This window comes from Frateuria hangzhouensis (assembly GCF_026410505.1).
GTDB lineage: Bacteria > Pseudomonadota > Gammaproteobacteria > Xanthomonadales > Rhodanobacteraceae > Frateuria_A > Frateuria_A hangzhouensis.
In genome coordinates, this window is the sequence record NZ_JAPMIU010000006.1 from 17388 (window position 1) to 40486 (window position 23099).

General features: G+C 66.7%; 20 protein-coding genes. 11 read left to right on the forward strand and 9 right to left on the reverse strand.

Going from position 1 to position 23099, the window contains the following annotated elements; all coding sequences use genetic code 11:
• Position 1 precedes the first annotated feature (1 nt).
• The 4 genes from OSC30_RS08045 to OSC30_RS08060 all read left to right on the forward strand — a co-directional run bounded on the left by OSC30_RS08045 (position 2) and on the right by OSC30_RS08060 (position 4852).
• Complete coding sequence (locus OSC30_RS08045) at positions 2 to 274, forward strand: Trm112 family protein (RefSeq protein ID WP_267171335.1); 273 nt, start codon at positions 2 to 4, stop codon at positions 272 to 274.
• Between the two features lie 161 nt (positions 275 to 435).
• Positions 436 to 2721 carry a DUF1631 domain-containing protein gene (locus OSC30_RS08050; RefSeq protein ID WP_267171336.1) on the forward strand — a complete coding sequence of 762 codons (2286 nt, stop codon included), beginning with the start codon at positions 436 to 438 and terminating at the stop codon, positions 2719 to 2721.
• A gap of 506 nt (positions 2722 to 3227) precedes the next feature.
• A complete protein-coding gene (gene nadC, locus OSC30_RS08055; RefSeq protein ID WP_267171337.1) occupies positions 3228 to 4085 on the forward strand; it encodes a carboxylating nicotinate-nucleotide diphosphorylase in 858 nt (285 codons plus the stop codon).
• 362 nt (positions 4086 to 4447) lie between these two features.
• Positions 4448 to 4852, forward strand: a complete 405-nt coding sequence (locus tag OSC30_RS08060) for a DUF3301 domain-containing protein (protein WP_267171338.1) — start codon at positions 4448 to 4450, stop codon at positions 4850 to 4852.
• 92 nt (positions 4853 to 4944) lie between these two features.
• Here OSC30_RS08060 and OSC30_RS08065 read toward each other — a convergent pair whose 3' ends face one another.
• From OSC30_RS08065 to petA, 5 genes are all read right to left on the reverse strand, one after another.
• Complete coding sequence (locus OSC30_RS08065) at positions 4945 to 5376, reverse strand: ClpXP protease specificity-enhancing factor (protein ID WP_425474737.1); 432 nt, start codon at positions 5374 to 5376, stop codon at positions 4945 to 4947.
• Positions 5377 to 5389: 13 nt separating this feature from the next.
• Entirely contained in the window at positions 5390 to 6013 is a 624-nt protein-coding gene (locus tag OSC30_RS08070; protein ID WP_267171339.1) for a glutathione S-transferase N-terminal domain-containing protein, read from the reverse strand.
• Positions 6014 to 6087: 74 nt separating this feature from the next.
• Positions 6088 to 6819, reverse strand: a complete 732-nt coding sequence (locus tag OSC30_RS08075; RefSeq protein ID WP_267171340.1) for a cytochrome c1 — start codon at positions 6817 to 6819, stop codon at positions 6088 to 6090.
• A gap of 13 nt (positions 6820 to 6832) precedes the next feature.
• The gene (locus OSC30_RS08080; protein WP_267171341.1) at positions 6833 to 8134 is read right to left on the reverse strand and encodes a cytochrome b; all 1302 of its coding nucleotides are present in this window, start codon (positions 8132 to 8134) and stop codon (positions 6833 to 6835) included.
• A complete protein-coding gene (petA, locus tag OSC30_RS08085) occupies positions 8134 to 8730 on the reverse strand; it encodes a ubiquinol-cytochrome c reductase iron-sulfur subunit (RefSeq protein WP_267171342.1) in 597 nt (198 codons plus the stop codon). Before petA ends, OSC30_RS08080 begins: the two co-directional genes overlap by 1 nt.
• A 165-nt stretch (positions 8731 to 8895) precedes the next feature.
• Here petA and OSC30_RS08090 point away from each other — a divergent pair, with 165 nt between their 5' ends.
• Positions 8896 to 10086: a S1C family serine protease gene (locus OSC30_RS08090; RefSeq protein ID WP_267171343.1), complete on the forward strand. Its 1191-nt coding sequence runs from the start codon at positions 8896 to 8898 to the stop codon at positions 10084 to 10086.
• A 166-nt stretch (positions 10087 to 10252) separates the two neighbouring features.
• Here the strand turns inward: OSC30_RS08090 and OSC30_RS08095 are convergent, their stop codons facing one another.
• Entirely contained in the window at positions 10253 to 11266 is a 1014-nt protein-coding gene (locus OSC30_RS08095) for a lytic transglycosylase domain-containing protein (RefSeq protein WP_267171344.1), read from the reverse strand.
• A 535-nt stretch (positions 11267 to 11801) separates the two neighbouring features.
• On the opposite strand from OSC30_RS08095, the gene miaB reads away from it, so the two are divergent.
• From miaB to OSC30_RS08120, 5 genes are all read left to right on the forward strand, one after another.
• Positions 11802 to 13148 (forward strand): tRNA (N6-isopentenyl adenosine(37)-C2)-methylthiotransferase MiaB, encoded by a 1347-nt coding sequence (gene miaB, locus OSC30_RS08100; RefSeq protein ID WP_267171345.1) that lies wholly within the window; start codon positions 11802 to 11804, stop codon positions 13146 to 13148.
• A 151-nt stretch (positions 13149 to 13299) separates the two neighbouring features.
• Positions 13300 to 14313 carry a PhoH family protein gene (locus OSC30_RS08105; protein ID WP_267171346.1) on the forward strand — a complete coding sequence of 338 codons (1014 nt, stop codon included), beginning with the start codon at positions 13300 to 13302 and terminating at the stop codon, positions 14311 to 14313.
• A 5-nt stretch (positions 14314 to 14318) separates the two neighbouring features.
• Positions 14319 to 14807, forward strand: a complete 489-nt coding sequence (gene ybeY / locus OSC30_RS08110; protein WP_267171347.1) for an rRNA maturation RNase YbeY — start codon at positions 14319 to 14321, stop codon at positions 14805 to 14807.
• A gap of 273 nt (positions 14808 to 15080) precedes the next feature.
• On the forward strand, positions 15081 to 15935 hold the full coding sequence (locus tag OSC30_RS08115) for a CorC family transporter (RefSeq protein WP_267171348.1): 855 nt from the start codon (positions 15081 to 15083) through the stop codon (positions 15933 to 15935).
• A 172-nt stretch (positions 15936 to 16107) separates the two neighbouring features.
• Complete coding sequence (locus OSC30_RS08120) at positions 16108 to 17292, forward strand: lipoprotein N-acyltransferase Lnb domain-containing protein (protein WP_323374202.1); 1185 nt, start codon at positions 16108 to 16110, stop codon at positions 17290 to 17292.
• Here the strand turns inward: OSC30_RS08120 and OSC30_RS08125 are convergent.
• A complete protein-coding gene (locus OSC30_RS08125) occupies positions 17289 to 19256 on the reverse strand; it encodes an acyltransferase family protein (RefSeq protein WP_267171349.1) in 1968 nt (655 codons plus the stop codon). The genes OSC30_RS08120 and OSC30_RS08125 overlap by 4 nt on opposite strands.
• A gap of 95 nt (positions 19257 to 19351) precedes the next feature.
• Here OSC30_RS08125 and OSC30_RS08130 point away from each other — a divergent pair, with 95 nt between their 5' ends.
• Positions 19352 to 20335: a magnesium and cobalt transport protein CorA gene (locus OSC30_RS08130; RefSeq protein WP_267171350.1), complete on the forward strand. Its 984-nt coding sequence runs from the start codon at positions 19352 to 19354 to the stop codon at positions 20333 to 20335.
• Between the two features lie 117 nt (positions 20336 to 20452).
• Here the strand turns inward: OSC30_RS08130 and OSC30_RS08135 are convergent, their stop codons facing one another.
• Together OSC30_RS08135 and OSC30_RS08140 are read right to left on the reverse strand one after the other, a co-directional pair.
• A complete protein-coding gene (locus tag OSC30_RS08135; protein ID WP_267171351.1) occupies positions 20453 to 20791 on the reverse strand; it encodes an endonuclease domain-containing protein in 339 nt (112 codons plus the stop codon).
• Positions 20792 to 20990: 199 nt separating this feature from the next.
• The gene (locus OSC30_RS08140) at positions 20991 to 23081 is read right to left on the reverse strand and encodes a S9 family peptidase (protein ID WP_267171352.1); all 2091 of its coding nucleotides are present in this window, start codon (positions 23079 to 23081) and stop codon (positions 20991 to 20993) included.
• Positions 23082 to 23099: the final 18 nt, after the last annotated feature.

The following is a 23099-nucleotide window of genomic DNA, read 5'->3' on the forward strand; positions in this document are numbered from 1 at the left end:
CATGGACAAGCGCCTGCTCGACATCCTTTGCTGCCCGGTCAGCAAGACGCCCGTTCGCCCGCTCGCCCGCGGCGAACTGGAGGCGATCAACGCCGCGATCGAGCGCGGCCAGCTCGACACGGTGGCGGGCGCCCCGGTGCGCGAGCGGCTGGGTGAAGGCCTGATCACCGTCGACCGCAAAGTGGTCTATCGCGTCGACGACGGCATCCCGGTGATGCTGCCCGAGGAAGGCATCGGCACGGTGCAGCTGAACGACTTTCCGGCTTCTGCCTGAGGCCGCTTCTCGAAAAGGTGAACGGCGCCATGCTTTTGCACAGAGCGTGGACTAATGTGTACGCCGGTGCATGACCTGTTCACGTTTCGTCGCTTATCGTCGAAATTCACGTGGCCGAGGCGGCCGTGTTCGTCGGCAACGGATGCTTCAGGGGTGTGGCGATGAAAGAAGCCAATGAGCCTAACAAGGTCGTCAGCCTGAGCCAGCGGCAGCCGGCTGAGCGCGTCGGCGACCTGCTCGGCGCCGTGCGCGCGATCGCTGGCCGCCGCCTGCAGCTGCTGTTGGGCAACATGTTCGAACACGTCGACGATGCCCTGTTCGACCTGGCCGAGAAAGCCGAGAACAACGCCGCGCAGATGCACTATTTCGACGGCATGCGCGAGGTGCGCAAGCGCCGGCCAGCGGTCGAGCGCAGCTACCTGGCGCAGGTCAGCCGCGAACTGACCGGCATGACCTCCGCCACCGCACCGGCGCCCGCCGCCCCGACCGGACCGGTCGAGCTCTCGCTGGTGGCGGAGAACGAGTTGGAGGAATCGCTCGCCATCACCAGCATGACGGCCAAGAACGAGTCGCGCCTGGCGCGCGACCTGTTCGCGGTGAACCAGCGGCTTTCGGTGATCTGCGGCGGCATCAAGATCGACGACGCGACCAATCCGGTCGCCCCCGCCGCGCTGGCCCAGGCGTTCCGCCAGGCGATGCGCGAGCTGAGCGCGGACATGCGCGTGAAGCTGATCATCTACAAGCTGTTCGATCGCTACGTGCTGTCCGCTCTGGAAGAGCTCTACCACGAAATCAACACCGAACTGGTGCGCGCCGGCGTGCTGCCGCAACTGCGCCACGAAGTGGTGCGCGGCGAAACTCCGGCGGTCGCAACCGGCGCCAACGCCGCTGCATCAGGGGCCGCGGTGGCGGCCGCCACCGGCGACATCGCGGGCGATACCGATCCCGAAGCCCAACTGGCCAGCGAATTGCTGCACACCGTGCGCGCCCTGTTCAGCGCGCGCCGCACCCTGGCCAACGGTGGGGCCGGCGGCGTCGCATCCGCGAATGCGACGGGCCACGGGGCCGCGATCGCGGTGCCGACAGCCAACGAATTGCTCGGTGCGCTGAGCGTGCTGCAAAGCCAGCTCGCGACCGGTCCCGCACCGAGTGCGCAAGCCGCCGATCCGGCGATGCTCGGCCGCGAGGTCGCGCAGCTGAAGGAACACCTGCTCGGCCAGCTCGGCGCCCTGCGCGGCGAGCGTCCCAGCCAGGTGGCGGCGATCGACGAGGACACCATCGACCTCGTCGGCATGCTGTTCGAGTTCATCCTCGCCGACAGCACCCTGCCCCCGGAGATGCAGGTGCTGCTTGCGCGCCTGCAGATCCCGTATCTCAAGGCCGCGATCCTCGACCGCAAATTGTTTGCGCACCGCCAGCATCCGGCGCGCCGCCTGCTCGACGGCCTGGCCGAACTGGCCAAGGGCTGGTCGGAGGAGTCCGACCGCGACCATCGCGTGCATGACAAGATCAAGTCCATCGTCGAGCGCCTGCTGCACGAGTTCGATGACGACATGAGCCTGTTCGAGCGCCTCAACGACGAGCTGCAGGCGTTCCAGGACCAGAGCCGCAAGCGCGCGGAACTGGCCGAGCAGCGCGTCGCCGAGTCGGCGCGCGGCCGCGAGAAGCTCGAAATGGCCCGCCGCCGCGCGGCGCGGGAGATCCTCGACCGCATCGGCAGCCAGACCCTGCCGCCGCTGATCCATGGCGTGCTGGCACGCGCCTGGGCCAACCACCTGGTGCTCACCATCCTGCGCCAGGGCGAGGATTCGTCCGCCTTTGCCGACGCCCTGCGCTTCGTCAACGAATTCATCGCCAGCGCGCGTCCCGTGCACGGTACCGAGGATCGCCGCGCGCTGCTGCGCATGCTGCCGGGCATCGAACGCGCGCTGCGCCGCGGCCTGGCCAACGTGGCTTTCCAGGAAAGCGACATCGAGCGCCTGCTTGGCCAGTTGCACGCCTACTACCGGCAGCAGTTGGGAGAACTGGCGCCCGACGCCAGCACCGAAGACGTGGCACTGCCGATTCCGGAGAGCATCCAGCCGCTGCTGGATACCGAAACGGCCGAGCCCGAACCGGAGCCGGAGCTGGCTGCCGCGATCGCGGAGAACGGCGAACTCGACCAGATCGGGGAGCTCAAGCCGGGCATCTGGCTGGAGTTCTGCCCCACTGGCGACGCGGTTACCCGCGCCAAGCTGTCGTGGATCAGCCCGATGAGCGGACGCTATCTGTTCGTCAATCGACGCGGGCTGAAGGTGGGCGATTACGCCCCGCACGAACTCGCCGCGGCGCTGGCCGCCGGCAGCGCGCGCGTCCTGCCGTCCGAACCGCTGTTCGACCGCGCCATGGGCGCCATCGTCGACCGGCTCAGCCAGGCGGCCGCTGCCAGCACTGATGATCTGGCCTGAGCGGGCTTGAGGGGTTTTCGCTGCCGGGGCGATTCCGGTTTGGCGATCGAGCGTTCGAGGGCCAGGCTGCTTCTATCCCTGAAGTGGGCTGGACGCTTTGGTTGAGGCTGAGGCGGGCGCTTCGACTTCGCCTGCGGGCTACGCTATGCGCGAACGGTTCTCGGAAACGCGAGGCGTAAGCCCCTCTCCCCTCGGGAGAGGGGTTGGGGAGAGGGTTCGGTGTCGCCGTAGCCCTCGCTCGCCCGAACCCTCTCCCGCTTGTCGGCGCCCTCTCCCGGAGGGAGAGGGGGTTCGATCCTGTGGCGGGCGGCGCTTCAACTTCGTCCGGCGGGCTACGCTCCGTGCGAATCGCTCTCGGAAACGCGAGGGGTCGAGGTCCAGGAGCGGGCACGTCGCCAAGGCCGCTTCGGTCCGGCTCAGTTATCCTTGCCGGCTTGCGGGCGCGTTGCCGGTGGTCGGATACCGGCATGCCGCATCGCCGCACTCTTCCCCCGAACGGATGCCACATGTCCCACGTGAATCCCCTCGATCCGCCCGACGCCCGGCTGATCGATGCCGATATCGAACGCGCCTTTGCCGAAGATCTCGGCAGCGGCGACGCCACCGCCGACCTGCTTCCGGCCGAAGCCCGCGCCGCGGCCGCCCTGACCTGCCGCGAGGATGCGGTGATGGCCGGCATCCCATGGTTCGACGCGTGTTTCCGCAAGCTCGATCCCGACGTCATGATCGACTGGCGCGTACGTGACGGCGAACGCGTGGCCGCCGGCAGCGTCATCTGCCACCTGCGTGGCCGCGCACGCGCGCTGGTCAGCGCCGAGCGATCGGCGCTCAACTTCCTGCAGCTGCTCTCCGGCACCGCCACCATCACCGCTGCCTACGTGGCCGCCGTCACCGGCACCGGAGTGCGCGTGCTGGATACGCGCAAGACCGTGCCGGGCCTGCGGCTGGCACAGAAGTACGCGGTGCGCTGCGGCGGTGGCCACAACCACCGGATAGGGCTGTTCGACGCGATCCTGGTGAAGGAAAACCACATCACCGCCGCGGGCGGCATCGAGCCCGCCGTGGCCGCGGCCCGCGCCTTGCACCCGGCGCTGTTGCTGGAAATCGAGGTCGAGACGCTGGAGGAGCTGCGCCGGGCGATCGATGTTGGCGTGGACCGCATCATGCTCGACAACTTCACGCCGGCGATGATGGCCGAAGCGGTGGGCATCGCCGCCGGCCGGGTAGCGCTGGAAATTTCCGGCAACGTCGATCTCCATACCATCGGCGATTACGCGCGCACTGGTGTGGATTTCATCTCGGTCGGTGCGTTGACCAAGCATGTGCGAGCCATCGATCTATCGCTTCGGTTGCAGCTTTCCTGACCTGATCGCACTTGCGGGGACGCGCCTGAAGGCGGCCGCGTGGTCTGGATGTCCGCGCGGTCGCGTTCAAGGACGCTCCGACGGGCGATCTGCTCCCTCCCCTGCTTGCAGGGGAGGGTTGGGGAGGGGTGCTCTTTCGCTCCGGACGGGCACCCCCTCCCAGCCTCCCCCTGCAAGCAGGGGGAGGAGCTTATCCACCCGCCCGCACCGCGCGGCCTGGTGGCACCGCGCCATCGCTTACAGGGACGCTCCTGCAAAGGCGGCGAACGCCCTGTCCACCCGCGCTCGCTGCTCGTCGTGCCACCCACCGATTACCATGCCCGCGGCTTGCACCCGGCCCGCGCCACCCACACACTGCTTGCATGAGCCAAGTAACCGACCTGATCGCCCTGCTGGCGCTCGCCGCCGTGGCTGGCTTGTGGCTCAAGTCCACTCGCGTCCGCGAGCGGGCCGTGGACGAGGCACGCCGGCAGTGCGCGGAGCACGGGCTGCAGCTGCTGGACGAGACGGTGGGTCTGCGCAGCCTGCGCTGGCGGCGCGTCGGAGGCCGGCGGCGGCTCGAGCTTGGCTACGCGTTCGAGGTGAGCATGCATGGCAACGACCGGCTGGACGGCCGCTTGTGGATGCACGGCGAACAGCTGGCGGGCCTGAGCCTGCCGAGGATGGAGCCGCCGCCCGTCGAACCGCCCGCGCCGCCGCCCACGCCCTCGGGACCGTCACCCGACAATGTGATCCCCTTGCGGCCACGGCGACGCATCGGGCAGTGATACGGTCGGGTTGAGCGCGCTCGCGCGAGCCCTCGGATTACGCCCGGCACTGCCCGCACACCCCGGACTGGGGCCGGACATGGAAACGCGGCTTACTTCACCACGCGCAGGTGGGGCGAACGCTTGGGCTTCTCGGGGCCATCGCCAGACGGGCCAGGGCCTTCCGGACCGGGCGCGGGCGGCGGTGTGTCGCCCTCCTCGGAGGGAAACATCATGCCCTGCCCGTTTTCCTGGGCGTACAGCGCCAGCACCGCCGACACGGGAATCCGGATCGCCTGGCTGACGCCGGAAAAGCGTGCCTGGAAGCCGATGTAGTCGTTGCCCAGCTCCAGGTTGGCCACCGCGCGCATGGCAAGGTTGAGCACGACCTGGCCGTTCTTGACCACCTGCGGCGGCACGCGCACGCCCTCGGCGGAGGCGTCGACCAACACGTAAGGCGTCAACTGGTTGTCGGTGATCCAATCGTAGATCGCCCGCAGCAGGTACGGGCGGTTGGAACTCATCGGCGGCATCTGTTCGGTCATCGGGAAAGGCCGGTCACGGCCGCATCGCCCGTTCTTCGTTGGTCAGGCTGCGCGCATAGCCCTGGCTGTGGAACAGCCGCTCGCCGTAGTCGACGATGGGCTTGCCCTCGCGGCCGAGCTCCACCCCCAGCCATGGCAAACGCCAGACCACCGGCGCGACCAGGCAATCGACCAGGCTCATTTCCGGATTCAGGAAGAACTTGGCCGCCTTGAACAGCGGCAACGAGGCGAGCAGGTGCTCGCGCAGGCGCTTGCGCGCGGCATCGGCGGGACGCCCGCCGGCGCGGATGGTGTCCACTTCGGGCAACCAGTCGCGCTCGATACGCACCGTCGCCAGGCGCAGGCGTGCGCGCGACAGCGGGTCGATCGGCATCAGCGGCGGATGCGGGTAGCGCTCGTCCAGAAATTCGCAGACGACCGCGGTGTCGTACAGGGTGAGGTCGCGGTCGACCAGGGTCGGCGTGGTGCCGTAGGGGTTGAGGTCGATCAGGTCTTCCGGCGGCTTGGCCGGATCGACCAGCACACGGTCGTAGCTGACGCCCTTGGCCGCCAGCACCAGCCGCGCGCGATGGCACTGGATGTCGTCGGCGGTGGTGTACAGGGTCAGTACGGTACGCGAACGAGCGCTTTGCACCATGCGCTTTTCTCCCCTTCAATAAGCGATGCGGCGACGCGCACGTCGCCGCATCCGAGGCTGGCGAACGATCCGGTTTAGTGGACGTCCTTCCAGTATTCCTTCTTCAGTGCGTAGGCCAACAGGGTGAACAGGGCCAGGAACAGGATCACCCAGATGCCGTAGGCGTGGCGCTGCAGCGCGGCCGGCTCGGAGACGTAGGCCAGGAAGTTGGTCAGGTCGCGGGCCGCCTGCTGGTACTGCGCGGGCGTCATGGTGCCGGGCTGGGACAGCTCCAGCTTTTCCACGTCCTCGCTGCCGGGCTTCCTGACCGCGGTCTGGATGCCCTGCAGCTCCCACAGCGGGAACGGCATGGAGGCGTTCGGGAACACGGTGTTGTTCCAGCCCACCGGGCGGCTCGGGTCCACGTAGAAGCTGTTGAGGTAGCCGTAGACCCAATCGGCCGTCTTGGCGCGCACTTCCAGCGAAAGATCCGGCGGTGCCTTGCCGAACCACTGCTTGGCCATGTCCTCGGGCATGTGCGAGATCACCGGCTCGCCGAACTTGGCGCCGGTGAAGTTGAGGTTTTCCATCACCTCTTTCTCGGTCAGGCCCAGGTCCTCGGCAATGCGCGAATAACGCTGGTACTGGAGCGAGTGGCAACCCACGCAGTAGTTGAAGAACAGGCGCGCGCCGCGCTGCAACGAGGCCTGGTCACGCAGGTTCACGCCGGCCGAAGGCAGCTCCGCGCCGCCTTCGGAGGCCAGAACCGGGGTGCTGCCCACGAGCAGGCCCAGGGCGAGCGTCATCGAAAGGAGAATGTGCTTCATCAGTAGCTGCCGCTTAGTCATGCGTGGTCACCCGTTCCGGAACCGGCTTGGTGGTTTCCCAGCCGAAGCGCGTGTACAGCCACAGGAACACGAAGTAGCCGAAGTAGACCAGCGTCATCAGGCGACCGAACAGGTTTTCCCAGAAGGTCACGTCGACGTCGCCGAACCACTCGGGAATCACCTCGGCGGTGACGCCCGCGCCGACCGCGCCGAGCATGATGAACGACAGCACGAACAGGCCCAGGGCCACCTTGTAGCCGGTGCCGCGATAGCGGATCGACTTGACCTTGCCCACGTCGATCCACGGCAGCGCGAACAGCAGCGCGATCGCGCCGAACATCGCCAGCACGCCCCAGAACGCCTGCCCCAGGAACGACGGGATCATGCGCAGGATCGCGTAGAACGGGGTGAAGTACCACACCGGCTTGATGTGCGCGGGCGTGGCCAGGTTGTTGGCCGGGATGAAGTTGTCGTGCTCCAGGAACCAGCCACCGAAGGTCGGCGCGAAGAAGATGATGAACGCGGCGATCATCAGGAAGAAGCCCACGCCGACCAGGTCCTTCACCGTGTAGTACGGGTGGAACGGGATGCCGTCGGCCGGCTTGAGCGCATCCCAGCGGTTGCCCTTGGGACCCTTCTTGATCTCCACGCCATCGGGGTTGTTCGAACCCACTTCGTGCAGCGCGGCAATGTGCAGCACCACCAGCAGCAACAGCACCAGCGGCAGCGCGATCACGTGCAGCGCGAAGAAGCGGTTGAGGGTGGCATCGGCAGGCAGGTAGTCGCCCATGATCCACTCCACCAGCGTGCCGCCAATGACCGGGATCGTGCCAAACAGGGAGATGATCACCTTGGCGCCCCAGAACGACATGTTGCCCCACGGCAGCACGTAGCCCATGAAGGCCTCGGCCATCAGCACCAGGAAGATCAGCATGCCCAGCAGCCACACCAGCTCGCGCGGCTTCTTGTACGAACCGTACATCAGGCCGCGGAACATGTGCAGGAACACCACCACGAAGAACAGCGAGGCGCCGGTGGAGTGCATGTAGCGGATCAGCCAGCCCCACTCCACGTCGCGCATGATGTACTCGACCGAGGCGAAGGCTCCCGCCGCGCTCGGGTTGTAGTTCATGGTGAGGAAGATGCCGGTGACGATCTGGTTGACCAGCACCAGCAGCGCCAGCGAACCGAAGTAGTACCAGAGGTTGAAGTTCTTCGGCGCGTAGTACTCGGTCATGTGCTTGCGGTACGCAGGCATCATGTTGGGCGCGCGCTCGTTGACCCAATCGCCCATGCGGGTGAATACGTTAGCCATCAGCCGGCCTCCTTGGGATCGACGCCGATCTGGATGTGCGTGTCGTCCACGAAGTGGTACGCGGGCACCTGCAGGTTCTTCGGCGCCGGCACACCCTGGAAGACGCGACCGGAAAGGTCATAGCGCGACTTGTGGCACGGGCAGAAGAAGCCACCCTTCCAGTTCGGGTCGAACGGCTCGGGCTTGATCTGGGGGAAGAACTCCGGCACGCAGCCCAGATGGGTGCAGATGCCGATCACGACCAGCCATTCGGGCTTGATCGCGCGGGCCGGCCCCTTGATGTAATCCGGCTGCTGCTCGATCTCCGAATCGGGATCGACCAGGCGCGGTGCCAGGGTCGGCAACAGCGCGAGCTGGTCCTTGGTGCGGCGGACCACGAACACGGGCAGCCCGCGCCACGCGTAGTCGACCTTCTGGCCCAGCTCGATCTTGCTGATATCGGCCGTGACCGGCGCGCCGGCGGCCTTGGCGCGAGCGCTCGGCTCCCAGGACTTGATGAAGGGCACGGCCGCCGCGACAACTCCCACGCCACCGACCACCGCAGTGGTCGCTGTCAGGAAGCGGCGGCGACCATGATCGACGACTTCGTTCGCCATCAGGCTCTCCGGTACATGCAATGCCATTAAGATGCGAAACCCGTTTGGGGGCCCGCAAAAATCGCGTTAGTGTAGCGTCAGGGCCTGGCCCGTACAATCAATCGCACAAGGGGAGAACACGCCCCGACGCCTCGCCAAGTCCGGCATACGCAAACCATTGAAGCCATGAAGAACGCCGCCGGCGCGCTCACCTTTATCGTTCGCTTCGTCATCCTCGGACTGGCGCTGGCCTTCGTGGTCGGACTGTTCTGGCCCGGCAGCGGTGACCGCCTGCGCCAGCGCTTCGGCCTGTCCCACGCTCCGCAACCCGCCGCCTCCACACAGGCGACGGCACCCGCACCGGGTGCCGGCCCGGTGTCCTATGCCGATGCCGTGGCCAAGGCCGCGCCCGCGGTCGTCAACATCTATGCCAACCGGATGGTCACCGCGCGCGCCGTGCAGATGTACGACGATCCGGTGTTGCAGCGCCTGTTTGGCGGTTTGCCCACCGGCCCCGCCTACAAACGCCCGCAGCAGGTGCTCGGCTCGGGCGTGATCGTCAGCGGCCAAGGCTATGTGCTGACCAACAACCATGTGATCGCCCAGGCCGACGACATCCAGGTGCTGCTCTACGACGGCCGCATCGCCAAGGCCACGCTGGTCGGCGCCGACGAGGAGACCGACCTGGCGGTGCTCAAGATCGACGCCGGCAACCTGCCCGTGGTCGACATCGCCGACAGCCATTCGCTGCGCGCGGGCGACGTGGTGCTGGCGATCGGCAACCCCCTGGGACTCAACCAGACCGTGACGATGGGCATCGTCAGCGCGGTCGGCCGGCAGCTGTCCAGTTCCAGCGCGGAAGATTTCATCCAGACCGACGCGGCGATCAACCTGGGCAATTCCGGCGGAGCGCTGGTCAACGCCAAGGGCGAGCTGGTCGGCATCAATACATTGCTGATCGGACGCCAGGCCAACGCCGAAGGCATCGGCTTCGCCATCCCGATCGGCAATGCCAAGAACGTGCTGGACCAGATCATCGCCACCGGGCACGTGGTGCGCGGCTGGCTGGGTGCCGACTACGCCTTCGTACCGGTGGCGGCCGACAGCGGCCTGCCGGCCGCGGCGCGCGGCGCGCAGGTAACCGACGTCTACCCGGGCGGCCCCGCGGCGCAGGCCGGCATCCAGCCGCACGACATCCTGCTGCAGATCGGCACCGACGCCATCCTCGACCCGGCCGACCTGCGCCGGCACGAGGCCGCGCTCAAGCCCGGCAGCAAGGTGGACGTGTCGGGGCTGCGCAACGGCGTGCCGTTCCACACCGAAGTCACCCTGGCGCGCCGCCCACCGCTGCAGACCCGCGCCACGCTAAACGGCTGAGCGCGACGCGTAGGGTGAGTTTCAGCCTACCGTGACAGGCGATCCGTCCTGGTCGAGCTCGTGTAGGAGCGCACCCTGCGCGCGACCGCCATGTCCGAATTGCGAAAACACGTCGTCCCCCGCGCATCCCGGTCGCGCACAGGTGCGCTCCTACAGTGGGACCTCGTCAGGGTGCGCCGGAATTTCGCATCGCCGTAAGCGCCCCGTGCACCGCCGCGCCATAGCGCTTGCGCAACTCGCCTACGCGCTGCACGTACACCTGCGTTTCGGCATACGGCGGCACGCCCTTGTAGCGTTGCACGGCGCCGGGCCCCGCGTTGTACGCGGCCGCGGCCAGTTGCTCGTCGCCATCGAAGGTCTTTAGCAGCCGCGCCAGGTAGCGGGCGCCGCCCTGGATGTTCTGGGTGGCGTCGAAGGCATCCAGCACGCCCATGTCGCTGGCAGTGCCCGGCATCAACTGCATCAGGCCCTGCGCGCCCTTGAGCGAGAGCGCGTTGGGGTTGAACGCGCTCTCGGCGTGGATCACCGCGCGCAGGAAGGCCTCGTCCACCCCCGATGCCGCGCTGGCCGCACGAATGGCGTCGGCATAGGCCGTGAGGTTCAACCGCACGCGGCTCCAGTCGATGGTCGAATGCAGGTTGCAGGCCACGCAGGTGGCGATGTAGGTGAACAGCGTGGTCACCGCGCGACCGCGGCCGCCACCCGGCTTGAGGTTGGTGTATTCGACCGAGCCGTCCGCCTTCTTTACGCGGTAGACCGCACCGTGCAGCACACGGTTGGCCGGCGCTTTCGCGACGGCGGCGCGCGGGGCATCCTCGCGGTAATCCCACTTGCCAGCCTCGACCACGCTCGCGGTGGTGTCCACCGTCCCCTCGACGCCCACCAGCGACACCAGCCGGGCGGTGGTCTGCACCGAGCCGCGCACGTGCGCCAGCGATGCGGCCGGCTTGCTCGTCCGCGCGGGCGCCTTCTGGCGCGATTCATCGGGAAAGGAGGCAACCTTGCGGCAGCCGTGGTAACCAGCGGTGGTATTGCTGTACACGGTTTCCCCGCCCGATCCGGTGCACTGGTATAGCGCGCCGGCATGGGCAGGCGACAGCCACAGCAGCCCGGCCAGCAGCGCGCACGCCAGCGCGATCCCGTACAGGATCGGTCGAACCGGGAAAGCAGCGGAAGCCACGCCGGCGCCCTCCCCTTCGCGTGCGGCGGCAAACATGCGCGGAGTGTGCATCCACGATGGGCGCGAAGCCAAGCGCCGGCTCGCGGTTCCGTGCGGAGCGGCATGCTTTGTGAGCCCTCTCCCGCCGAGAGAAGGAGTGGGTTCGGTGTCGCCGGGCGCTACGCTCCGCCCGAACCCTCACCCGCCTGTCGGCACCTTCTCCCGGAGGGAGAGGGGCTCGGGCGTGGGGCTTGAGGCAGGAGCTTCGTCTTCGCCCTGCGGGCTACGCTCAGCGCGAACGGTTTTTTTGCGCACGCTTGGGTTCGCGCTCGCCTGGAGATTCGCGAACGGTCAGGATTTGCCACCGGTGGTGGTTTTCGTGAACGGGTGGGTTTTGTAGGAGCGCACTTGGGCGCGACCGCAGGCTCACAAAACCGGCCACGCAACCCCGCAAGTACTTGATCCACCTCAGCCAAACTGGCAGCCCACGAACCACGCGCGTAAACTGCGCGGTTCGGCGGACTTCGCGCCGCACCAGCACACGGTACACACGCCCATGAGCGGCAAGCTTTTCATCAAGACCCACGGCTGCCAGATGAACGAGTACGACTCGGCCAAGATGGCCGACGTGCTCAAGGCTTCGCACGGCCTGGAACTGACCCGGGACGAGTCCGAGGCGGACGTGATCCTGATCAACACCTGCTCGATCCGCGAGAAGGCGCAGGAGAAGGTGTTCAGCCAGCTCGGCCGCTGGAAGGAATTCAAGCAGGGCGGCAAGCCCGTGCTGATCGGCGTCGGCGGTTGCGTGGCGTCGCAGGAAGGCGAGGCGATCATCAAGCGCGCGCCCTACGTCGACCTGGTGTTCGGCCCGCAGACGTTGCACCGCCTGCCCGAACTGATCGAGGCCAAGCGCGAAACCGGCAAGCCCCAGGTGGACATCTCCTTCCCCGAGATCGAGAAGTTCGACCGCCTGCCCGAGCCGCGCGCCGAAGGCCCCACCGCCTTCGTCTCGATCATGGAAGGCTGCTCGAAGTACTGCAGCTACTGCGTGGTGCCCTACACCCGCGGCACCGAGATCAGCCGGCCGTTCGACGACGTGCTGGTGGAAGTGGCGCAACTGGCCGAACAGGGCGTGCGCGAGGTCACCCTGCTGGGCCAGAACGTCAACGCCTACCAGGGCCCGATGCACGACGGCGGCATCGCCGACCTCGCCGTGCTGATCCATGCGATCGCGCAGATCGACTCGATCGGCCGCATCCGCTTCACCACCTCGCATCCGCTGGAGTTCTCCGACTCGCTGATCGAGGCCTACGCCAGCGTGCCCAAGCTCGCCAACTTCCTGCACCTGCCCGTGCAGGCCGGCTCCGACCGCATCCTGGCGGCGATGAAGCGCGGCTACACCACGCTGGAGTTCAAGCAGAAGATCCGCAAGCTGCGCGCTGCGCGGCCGGACATCTGCATCAGTTCGGATTTCATCGTCGGCTTCCCGGGCGAAACCGACGAGGACTTCGAGAAGACCATGAAGCTGATCGAGGACGTCGGCTTCGACCAGAGCTTCTCCTTCATCTTCTCCGCCCGCCCCGGCACGCCCGCGGCGAACCTGGCCGACGACACGTCCTCCGAGGCCAAGCACGCGCGGCTGTCGCGGCTGCAGGCGAAGATCAACGACCACGCGCGCGCCATCAACGAGGCGATGGTCGGCACGGTGCAGCGCGTGCTGGTGGAAAAGCCCAGCCGCAAGAATGCCAATGAGCTCACCGGCCGCACCGAGAACATGCGCTTCGTGAACTTCCCCGGCAACACGCGGCTGATCGGCCAGTTCATCGACGTCGAGATCACCGAGGCCATGAGCAACTCCCTGCGCGGGCGCGTGCATTTGGCCGAGGAAGCCGCCCTCGCCTGATGTTAAGCCCCTCTCCCTCCGGGAGAGGGGTTGGGGTGAGGGTCCGAAACTTGCGGCAAGCCCGAACGAAGTGCTCCGCCCGAACCCTCATCCGCCTGTCGGCACCTTCTCCCGGAGGGAGAAGGCCCACTCCCAGACTTTCGCGAACCCCATGACCAACGGCCTCAACGAACGCGACTTCGCCCTCGACCCGGAGGACAACGCCCGGCTCGCCAACCTGTGCGGGCCGTTCGACGAGCACCTGCGCCAGGTCGAACTGCGCCTGGGCGTGGAAATCGACCACCGCGGCAACCTGTTCAAGGTGATCGGCGAGGACGCCCCCGCGCGCGCCGCCGAGAAGGTGCTGCGCGCGCTCTACGCCGCCACCGAGGATGAAACCCTGACCGGCGCGCAGATCAACCTGCACTTGGCCGAGTCCGGTATCGACGCGATCAGCGAAGAGGCCGCCGAGAGCGCGCAGGACGTCGTTATCAAGGTCAAGCGCGGCGTGATCAAGGGCCGCGGCCCCAGCCAGGCGCGCTACCTGCACGCGATCACCACCCACGACATCAACTTCGGCGTCGGCCCGGCCGGCACCGGCAAGACCTACCTGGCCGTCGCCAGCGCGGTCGAGGCGCTGGAAGCCAACCGCGTGCAGCGCCTGCTGCTGGTGCGCCCGGCGGTGGAAGCCGGCGAGAAGCTCGGCTTCCTGCCCGGCGACCTCAGCCAGAAGGTCGACCCCTACCTGCGTCCGCTCTACGACGCGCTCTACGAGATGCTCGGCTTCGAGAAGGTCGCCAAGCTGATCGAGCGCAACGTCATCGAGATCGCGCCGCTTGCGTACATGCGCGGTCGCACGCTCAACGATTCCTACGTGATCCTCGACGAGGCGCAGAACACCACCGTCGAGCAGATGAAGATGTTCCTCACCCGCATCGGCTTCGGTTCGGTGGCGGTGATCACCGGCGACGTGAGCCAGGTCGACCTGCCACGCCACGTGCGCTCGGGCCTGCGCCATGCGGTCGAAGTGCTGCGCGGCGTCAACGGCATCAGTTTCACGTTCTTCACCTCGCGCGACGTGGTGCGCCACCCGCTGGTGGCCAAGATCGTGCGGGCGTACGAGGCGTTCGAGCAGGCCGGCGAAGAGGCGCAGGGCAAAGGAAACGACAAAGGCGCCGCAGGCTGAGCACCATGCCCAAAAGCCCGCAGGCCGCCCCGCCGCCGCCCCAGCTCTCCGTCAGCTACGCCGTCCCCCGCGGCGGTATCCCCTCGCCGGCCAGCTTCCGCCAGTGGGTGGCGGCGGCGCTCAAGGGCGCCAGGCGGCGCAAGCCGGCCGAAGTCGCCATCCGCATCGTGGATGTCGCCGAAGGCCAGGCACTCAACCGCGACTATCGCGGCAAGGACTACGCCACCAACGTGCTTTCCTTCCCCGCCGAGCTGCCGCCCGGCGTCAACCTGCCGCTGATCGGCGACCTGGCCATCTGCGCCCCGGTAGTCGCCCGCGAAGCGGCCGAACAGGGCAAGCGCCCGCGCGACCACTGGGCCCACCTGACCGTGCATGGCACGTTGCACCTGCTCGGCTACGACCACCTCGAGGACGCCGAGGCCGAGGCCATGGAAGCGCTGGAAACCCGCATCCTGGCCAGCCTGGGCATCGCCGATCCGTACGCGCCGCAATAATCCGCGCCCCTTGTAGGAGTGCCCTTTGGGGCGACCGCGTTCCCTCCCGACCGCCGCGGCGCCACTTGGCATTACGGTCGCGCCCAAGGGCGCTCCTACAGCATCCGGCAAGGCGCGCTCCCATAACCATCCCGTTCCCCGCCAGCCTGCTGGAGGGCTGAAGCCCACCCTACGTCTCCGCTCAGCGGCCACCCGCTTGTGCCCTGAATCGGAACGTTTTTTCCGCTAGACTCCGGCTTTCCGCCCTCCTACGGGCCGCTCCCACCCGAGTTGATGAACGACGACCCTGGCAGTACCAACGGCCCCGCCCCCCACCGCTCCTGGTGGGATCGACTGGGCCACCTGTTTTCCGGCGAGCCACGCAACCGCGACGAACTGATCGAGGAATTGCGCGCCGCCCAGGCCAACGGCCTGCTCTCCAACGACACCCTGACCATGGTCGAGGGTGCGCTGAAGGTCACCGAGCTGAGCGTGGACGACGTCATGGTCCCGCGCGCGCAGATCGTGATGATCCCTGCCGATGCCTCCCTGCACGATGTGCTGGCCAAGGTGGTCGAATCCGGCCACTCGCGCTTCCCCGTGCACGGCGAGGACAAGGACGAGATCATCGGCATCCTGCTGGCCAAGGACCTACTCAAGTACTTCGGCGACGGCGAGGGTTTCAACCTCGCGCTGCTGTTGCGCCCGGCGGTATTGATCCCCGAGTCGATGCGCCTGAACGTGCTGCTGGCCGAGTTCCGCCGTTCGCGCAACCACATGGCGCTGGTGGTGGACGAATACGGCGGCGTTGCCGGCCTGATCACCATCGAGGACGTGCTCGAGCAGATCGTTGGCGAGATCGACGACGAGCACGACGACGAGGACGAACCCAGCCTGATGCATGAAATGCCCGACGGCAGCTGGTCGGTCAGCGCGCTCACCCCGATCGCCGACTTCAACGAAGAAACCGGCGCCCGGTTTTCCGACGAGGAATTCGACACCGTCGGCGGCATGGCCACCGCCGAGTTCGGCCACCTGCCCGAAGCGGGTGAAGAGGTGGTGCTGGGCGGCTACCTGTTCATCGTCACCGAGGCCGACGACCGGCGGGTGCAGCAGTTCCGCGTCAACCGGCAACCGGCCGATGCCTGAGGCATCCCCTCCCGTCTCCGCAAGACTGGTCACCCCCTCCCAACCTCCCCCTGCGTGCAGGGGGAGGAGCCAAAGGCTTGCGGCCATCTACTCCCTCCCCTGCGTGCAGGGGAGGGTTGGGGAGGGGTCCCGCCTTTTCGCCGGCAAGCTCTGGCTGCTCTGTTGCCTGACCTTGCTGTTCGCCATCGTCCTACCCGCCCACGCCGGCATCGCCAATGCCCCCGGCGCCAACCTCGAAATCTCCCTGATCACCTACGGCCCCGGCGACACCTACTGGGAACGCTTCGGCCACGACGCCATCGAGCTGCGCGACACGGTCAGCGGCGAGGCGTTCAACTTCAACTACGGCGTGTTCGACTTCGACGAGAGCGGCTTCCTGCTCAACTTCGCGCGCGGCCGCATGCACTACCTGATGGATGCCGCACCCACCACGCTGGACGAGAACTGGTACATCCAGGCCGGCCGCTCCGTCACCCGCCAGCGCCTGGCCCTCGCGCCCGACCAGGCCGCCGCGCTGCGCGACTTCCTGCTGTGGAACCTGCGCCCGGAAAACGCGCGCTACGACTACGACTACTACGTCGACAACTGCACCACCCGCGTGCGCGACGCGCTCGACCGCGCGCTCGGCGGCGTGCTCAAGACCCAGCTCACCGCCCGCCCCGGCGGCATGACCTATCGTCAGCAGACTGCCCGCCTGATGAGCGCGCAGCCGTGGTTGATGTTGCTGCTGGATGTGGGCCTGGGGCCTTATGCCGACCGACCGCTCAACGCCTGGCAGGAAAGCTTCCTGCCAGGCGTGCTTTCGCGCGAGCTGGCGACCGTGCAGCTCGTTGGCGCGCAAGGCACGCATCCGCTGGTGACCGACACCGATCTGATCGCACCCAACCGCCTGAATACACCGCCGGCGACGGCGCCGGACCTGCGCCTGCCGTTGGCTATGGCGGGCCTGGCGCTGGCTGTCGTGCTGCTGCTCGCACGCCGCCTCTGGCCCACCGGTTTCAGTCTGCTCGGTTCGCTCTACTTGGTGCTGGCGGGACTGGCCGGCATCGGGCTGCTGGTGCTGTGGCTGCTGACCACCCACCACGCCGCCTGGGCCAACGCCAACCTACTGCTGTTCAACCCGCTCGCCCTGCTGCTGCTGCCGGCGGCATGGCGGGCCCGCCGCGGCCTTCCCGCCACGCGCTTTGCCGATATCGTCCTGCTCGTGCAACTGCTCGCCCTGCTCGCCGCCGTGTTGCTGCATCTGCTCCCCGGCACTGTGCAGCAGAACCAGCCTTGGCTGCTGTTCGCCATGCCGGTATGGCTGGCGATGGCTATGTCGCTTCGCGGCGGCCGCATGAATGCTCCCGCGGGCTAATTGCCCGCGAGCGCCTTTTGCTCCACCCGGGACGAGAGCACTTGGGCCAGCGATTGGGCAAAACTCGCGGTCATGTGTTGCGAATCGCGAAACACAATCAATCCGTCGCGCTCCGCTTTGCATAGCCGTCCGGGACAGATTTGATCGTTGAGGTCGATAACCGACACGTTCGAATAGGGCCGACTGGCCTGTTGCAACCATCCATAGACGACGTCATTGGCACTGCCCGCGGGCGCCGAGCAGGCTCCCAACGTTGCCATCCAGCCAGGCCGCCCCTGATGAGCAGCCAGGCAGTCCGGGCCATTGAACGGCAAGCGTGGCGTGCTGCGCAGGAGGTAGACGTGCCCCGAAGCGGCCGCGAGGGGAGCCAGAATCCGTTCCGTGCCCCCGACCCATTGGCGAGCAGTGAACGCGTAGGTGGCCACGGAACCGAGGATGACGGTATCTGGCTTCATTTCGGCGAGGTATTTCATGACCCGCTGGCGCCAGGTCGAGCACTCGACATACATGCGACCGATGCGTTGGTAGAAGATCGGTTCGTCTACCATCGGGCAGGACGACTTGGTGATCACCAACAGGCGCCAATCCGGTTTGTCGTAGGCACGGGCGACCGCTGGAAACCATTGGCCCGCAACGCTATCGCCCAGCAGCACCGCCGTGTGGTGCGCGTCCTGCGCCCCGAAGCCGCACACGCGCAACGCATCGCTGGAATACCACTCGTCACAGCCCATGCGGTAGATGACCGGTGCATCCGCCTGTGCGCTCGCCAGGCGCCGGTACTGTGGGCTACGTTCCAGGTCGGCGGCATGGTTGTACCAGTTCAGGCACATCACGCTCGCAAGCCCCATCACCGCCAGCGCAATTACAACGGTCATCCGCGGTCGCACCAGCCATATCCCGCGGTGCCGTGTGGGCGCTTCCACTAGCAAATATGAAAGCACGGCGAACACAAGCGACACCGCAACAGCACAAGCACGAATGACAGGGGCATCAGAGGAATACAAGGCGCGGGCGAGCAGGAGTACCGGCCAATGCCACAGATACCAAGCATAGGAAACCCGCCCCAACGCCTGGAGCGGACGCCAAGCCAGCATGCGCGAAACGCCCGCGCCGCGTACGCCCGCCGCGATGATTGCCACCGCACCCACGGTAGGCAACATCGACCAGCCACCTGGGTACGGCACATTCGGCGTCAAAAACATTGCCGCCGCCAAGATGCCCCCCAACCCGCACCATCCGACCACCTGCAGCCGCGAGGCCCGCCCTTGATCGAAAATGTTGCCCTTCTCCCAAAAGAGCCACACCAGCGCGCCCGAGGCAAACTGCCAAGCGCGCAAGGGCATCATGTAAAAGGCCAGTCGCGGTGCCAGGTAGGTCATGGCGATGCACGCCGCGAAGCTGGCCAGCAAGATGACGCCCATGCCGATCTTCAATCGGCCAAGGCCGCTCGGCCGATCGCGCGCGCGACGCCCCCACAGCCATACGAGCAGGGCCGGCCACACCAGGTAAAATTGCTCCTCCACGCCCAGCGACCAGGTATGCAGGAAGAGGTTGCTTTCGGCACCGCTCGAAAAATAATCGAGGTGCCCGAATGCAAAGTGGAGATTGCTCAGCCAGAAGGCCGCGCTGCCCGCAGCGCTGGCCTGCTTCTGTTGATCGCCAGGGGCCAGCACAATCGTTGCTGCCGCACCGACGACCAACAGCATGGCCAGCAAACCAGGCAACAGTCGCCGTAGCCGGCGCACGTAAAACTCACCGAAACGGACCGACCCGCTGCTCGCCAACTCGCGCAACAGCAGGCCAGTGATCAGATAGCCGGAAAGGACGAAGAACACGTCCACGCCCACGAACCCGCCTGCCAGCCACGGCACCCTCGCGTGCGCCGCCACTACCAAAACGATGGCAACTGCCCGTAAGCCCTCCAGGTCGGCCCTGTAGCCGAGGCGGTACTCGTTTGCGTGCATTGGGCCCCCTACCGAAGATGCCGCATGATTACATAGCCCTTCCGCGGCTACCCCCACCGATGGCAACGGCGCATTCCAACACTTACCATCGGCAAATGCCCACGAACAACATGGTCGTCAACTGCATCGCCTATCGCGGCGACGGCGCACGCATCGGCGACATCACCCTCGACGCCATCAGCGACGTGCTGAAGGAACCGGGCACGTTCGTCTGGGTCGGCCTGCACGAGCCGGACGAGACGCTGCTGCTGAAACTGCAGGAGGAATTCGACCTGCACGACCTGGCCGTGGAGGACGCGCACAAGGCGCATCAGCGCACCAAACTGGAGGCCTATGGCGACTCGCTGTTCCTGGTCGTGCAGACCGCGCAGGTGGTGGATGGCAACCTGGCCCTCGGCGAGACGCAGATCTTCTTCGGCGCGCGCTACCTGGTCACCGTCCGGCACGGCGCGTCGCTGTCCTACGCCCCGGTGCGGCGCAGCTGCGAGCAGGCGCTGGACCTCATGCGCAACGGCCCCAGCTACGGCCTGTATGGCGTGCTGGACTACGTCGTGGACAACATGCTGCCGATCGTGCGCGACTTCCGCGAGGAGCTGCACCGGCTCGAGGCGGACATCTTCGCCGAGACCTTCAAGCGCAGCACGGTGCGGCGGCTTTACAACATGCAACGCGACCTGACCTCGCTGCGCCTGGCCGTCGCCCCGCTGCAGGACATCACCAACCAGCTGGTGCGCATGCACCCGCAACTGATCCCGGACGAACTGCGAGTGTACTTCCGCGACGTGTACGACCACGTGTTCCGCGTCAACGAGTCGATCAACACCATGCGCGAGATGCTCGGTGCGGCGATTAACGTGAACCTTTCGCTGGTTACCTTCGGCCAGAACGAAGTCATGAAACGCCTGGCCGGCTACGCCGCTTTGCTGGCCGCGCCCACGCTCATCACCAGCTGGTACGGCATGAACTTCACCCACATGCCCGAGCTGGACAAGCCGTGGGCGTATCCACTGATGATCGTGCTGGTGGTGGGTGTAGTGGGTGGAATCTACACGTGGCTCAAGCGGGTGAAGTGGTTGTAGGAACACCCTCTCCCAGCCTTTCCTGCAAGCAGGGGGGGGACGCCAAAAGCCAGAGCCAGAGCCAGAGTCCGGAGCTTGCCGAACACTGCTCCCTCCCCTGGGGAGGGGTGCTCTTCGCTACCCCTCGTCCAAGTACCGCAGGATTTCCTCCAACACGGCATCCACCCGCAGCAGCACGTCGTCGTTCCAGAAGCGCACCACCCGATACCCCTCGCCCTGGATCAAGCGAGTGCGATCGGCGTCATAGCGGTGGGCATCTGCGTGTTGTCCGCCATCGAGCTCGATGACAAGGCAGGCAGGGATGCAGATGAAGTCGGTAATGAACCCTGCAACAGGATACTGGCGGCGGAACTTCCAGCCAGCCAACTGCTCACGACGCAGGTAGCTCCAAAGGTGCCGCTCGGCATCGGTGGCAGCGTTACGCAGCTGACGCGCGCGTTCCCACTTGAGCTCCATGCCCAGCTCCGCGTCCCTCGAAGAGCAAAAGCTACCCCCTCCCAACCTCCCCCTGCGAGCAGGGGGAGGAGCAAAAGCTTGCGGGCTTCAGCTGATGGCTACGTCACTCCCTCTCCTGCTTGCAGGGGAGGGTTGGGCAGGGGTGCTCTCCGCCATGCCCCTCCCCTGCTTGCAGGGGAGGGTTGGGTAGGGGTGCTCTTCAATCTTTCGAAGTCCACCGCTCCAACCAAGCATTCACCGTCTCATGCCACATCACGCTGTTCTGCGGCTTGAGCACCCAGTGGTTCTCGTCCGGGAAGGTGAGGAACTCGCTCGGGATCCCCTGCCGCTGCAGCGCGGTGAAGGCGCCCAGCCCTTGGGTGAGAGGAATGCGGAAATCCTTGGCCGAGTGCACCACCAGCATCGGCACGCGCCAGTCCTTGACGTGGTTGAGCGGGTTGAAGCGCTCGTAGTTCTGCGGATGCTCGAACTGCGTGCCGCCGTTCTCCTTCTCCTCGAACCACAGCTCCTCGGTGGCGTAATACATCATGCGGGTGTCGAACACGCCGTCGTGGTCGACCAGGCACTTCCACGGCTGGTTCCACACGCCCGCGATCCAGTACACCATGTAGCCGCCGTAGCTGGCGCCCAGCGCGCAGGCGTTGTCGGCGTCGAGGAAATCGTACTGGTCCAGCGCGGCCTTCCAGCCGGCCTTGAGGTCTTCCAGCGGCTTGCCGCCCCAGTCGCCGGAGATCGAATCGGTGAACGCCTGGCCGTAGCCGGTCGAGCCGTGGAAGTTCACGGTGACCACCGCAAAGCCCTGCCCTGCATATGTCTGCGGGTTCCAGCGGTAGCTCCAGCCGTTGCTCATCGCACCCTGCGGGCCGCCGTGGATGATGAAGGCCACCGGGTACTTCTGCCCGCGCTTGTAGCCCACCGGCTTGACCACGTAGCCCTGCACGGTTTCGTTGTTCCAGCCCTTGAAGGTGAAGAACTCGAAATCGCCCGTCTTCGCGTTCTTCAACCGGTCGGCGTTGAAGTGGGTGACCTGCTTGAGACCGCGACCCCTGGCATCGGCCAAGTACAACGACACCGGATGCTTCAGGTCGTCGCGCGCCAGCAGCAGCTTGCCGTTCTCCAGCGCGTAGCCACCCACCGAACCCTCGCCCACCAGCTTGGTGACCTTGCCGCTGGCCGCGTCGATGGCGAACAGCGGATGCTGGCCCTCGTCATCGGCCGTGGCGTAGAGCGTCTTGCCGTCGTCGGCGATGGTCAGCGCGCCGGGCGAGCGATCCCACTGCGGATCGATCTCGCGCGCCGCCCCGCTTTGCAGATCCATCGCCATGATCGCGAAACGGTCGGCCTCGAAGCCGGGCTCCTTCATGGCCAGGTAATACAGCGTCTTGCCGTCCGGCGAGGGCACCGGATAGGCATCCCACGCCTTGTTCGCTTCGGTCAGGTTCTGCGGCGCGGCCGAGCCGTCCGCCGGCACGCGGTAGAGGTCGAAATTGGTCGACCACGGCTCGCTGGAGCCGGCGATGCGCACGTCGAAATACACCGTGCGGCCGTCGGGCGAGAAGGCGAACTCGCTCTCGTCGCCGAACGGCTTGCCTGGGATGTCGCCATCGATGCCCCGGCTGAGCAGCGTGGGCTCGGCCGGCAGCATGCCCGCACCATCGAAGTGGGCGATGAACAACTGGTTGCGCCGGCCATCGGACCAGGTATCCCAGTGGCGCACGAACAGTTTGTTGTAGACCGTGCCGGTGGCCTTGTTCTTCTCGCGGCCGTCGATGCGCTCCTTGGTGCAGGCCAGGTCCGCGCAATCGGTGTAGACCTCGTAGGAAAGCAGCACGCTCTTGCCATCCGGCGACAGCTTGTAGCCGCCCAGATCCAGCGCGCCATGGCTGACCTGCACCGCGGCCCCGTGACCGGCCAGGTTCAAGTCGCGGCCCGAGCCCAGATCCAGCCGCCACAGCTGCGAGACGCCGTCGGCCGCGGCCACGTAATACAGGCTGTGCCCGTCCGCGGCCCAACGCGCCGAACTGCCCTTGTCCGCCACCTTGACCGGCTCGCCACCCTTCTTCAGGTCCAGCACGTAAATCGCATTGACGCCCTTGTTGGCGGCGTAATCCGTACTGCGCACACCGAACGCGGCATAGCGGCCATCGGGCGACAGCTGCGGATCGCTGACGCGGTCCATCATCACCAGGTCGCGCACGTTGAACGGGTGCGGGGCGTGGGTTTCGATGTCCACGGCAAGCGCGGGCGTGGCGAGCAATGCGAGTACAAGGGCGGCGAACAGCGGCTTCATGAGGCGGCTCCCTTCGAT

Excerpts from the sequence above, each read along its gene's own strand:
- nadC (WP_267171337.1), top strand. The coding sequence starts at position 3,228 with ATGTCCCACGTGAATCCCCTCGATCCGCCCGACGCCCGGCTGATCGAT.
- OSC30_RS08075 (WP_267171340.1), bottom strand. The coding sequence starts at position 6,819 with ATGAAGCACATTCTCCTTTCGATGACGCTCGCCCTGGGCCTGCTCGTG.
- OSC30_RS08045 (WP_267171335.1), top strand. The coding sequence starts at position 2 with ATGGACAAGCGCCTGCTCGACATCCTTTGCTGCCCGGTCAGCAAGACG.
- OSC30_RS08130 (WP_267171350.1), top strand. The coding sequence starts at position 19,352 with ATGCCCACGAACAACATGGTCGTCAACTGCATCGCCTATCGCGGCGAC.
- OSC30_RS08070 (WP_267171339.1), bottom strand. The coding sequence starts at position 6,013 with ATGGTGCAAAGCGCTCGTTCGCGTACCGTACTGACCCTGTACACCACC.
- OSC30_RS08090 (WP_267171343.1), top strand. The coding sequence starts at position 8,896 with ATGAAGAACGCCGCCGGCGCGCTCACCTTTATCGTTCGCTTCGTCATC.
- OSC30_RS08115 (WP_267171348.1), top strand. The coding sequence starts at position 15,081 with ATGAACGACGACCCTGGCAGTACCAACGGCCCCGCCCCCCACCGCTCC.
- OSC30_RS08080 (WP_267171341.1), bottom strand. The coding sequence starts at position 8,134 with ATGGCTAACGTATTCACCCGCATGGGCGATTGGGTCAACGAGCGCGCG.
- OSC30_RS08135 (WP_267171351.1), bottom strand. The coding sequence starts at position 20,791 with ATGGAGCTCAAGTGGGAACGCGCGCGTCAGCTGCGTAACGCTGCCACC.
- OSC30_RS08060 (WP_267171338.1), top strand. The coding sequence starts at position 4,448 with ATGAGCCAAGTAACCGACCTGATCGCCCTGCTGGCGCTCGCCGCCGTG.
- OSC30_RS08050 (WP_267171336.1), top strand. The coding sequence starts at position 436 with ATGAAAGAAGCCAATGAGCCTAACAAGGTCGTCAGCCTGAGCCAGCGG.
- OSC30_RS08105 (WP_267171346.1), top strand. The coding sequence starts at position 13,300 with ATGACCAACGGCCTCAACGAACGCGACTTCGCCCTCGACCCGGAGGAC.
- petA (WP_267171342.1), bottom strand. The coding sequence starts at position 8,730 with ATGGCGAACGAAGTCGTCGATCATGGTCGCCGCCGCTTCCTGACAGCG.
- OSC30_RS08065 (WP_425474737.1), bottom strand. The coding sequence starts at position 5,376 with ATGACCGAACAGATGCCGCCGATGAGTTCCAACCGCCCGTACCTGCTG.
- OSC30_RS08125 (WP_267171349.1), bottom strand. The coding sequence starts at position 19,256 with ATGCACGCAAACGAGTACCGCCTCGGCTACAGGGCCGACCTGGAGGGC.
- miaB (WP_267171345.1), top strand. The coding sequence starts at position 11,802 with ATGAGCGGCAAGCTTTTCATCAAGACCCACGGCTGCCAGATGAACGAG.
- OSC30_RS08140 (WP_267171352.1), bottom strand. The coding sequence starts at position 23,081 with ATGAAGCCGCTGTTCGCCGCCCTTGTACTCGCATTGCTCGCCACGCCC.
- ybeY (WP_267171347.1), top strand. The coding sequence starts at position 14,319 with ATGCCCAAAAGCCCGCAGGCCGCCCCGCCGCCGCCCCAGCTCTCCGTC.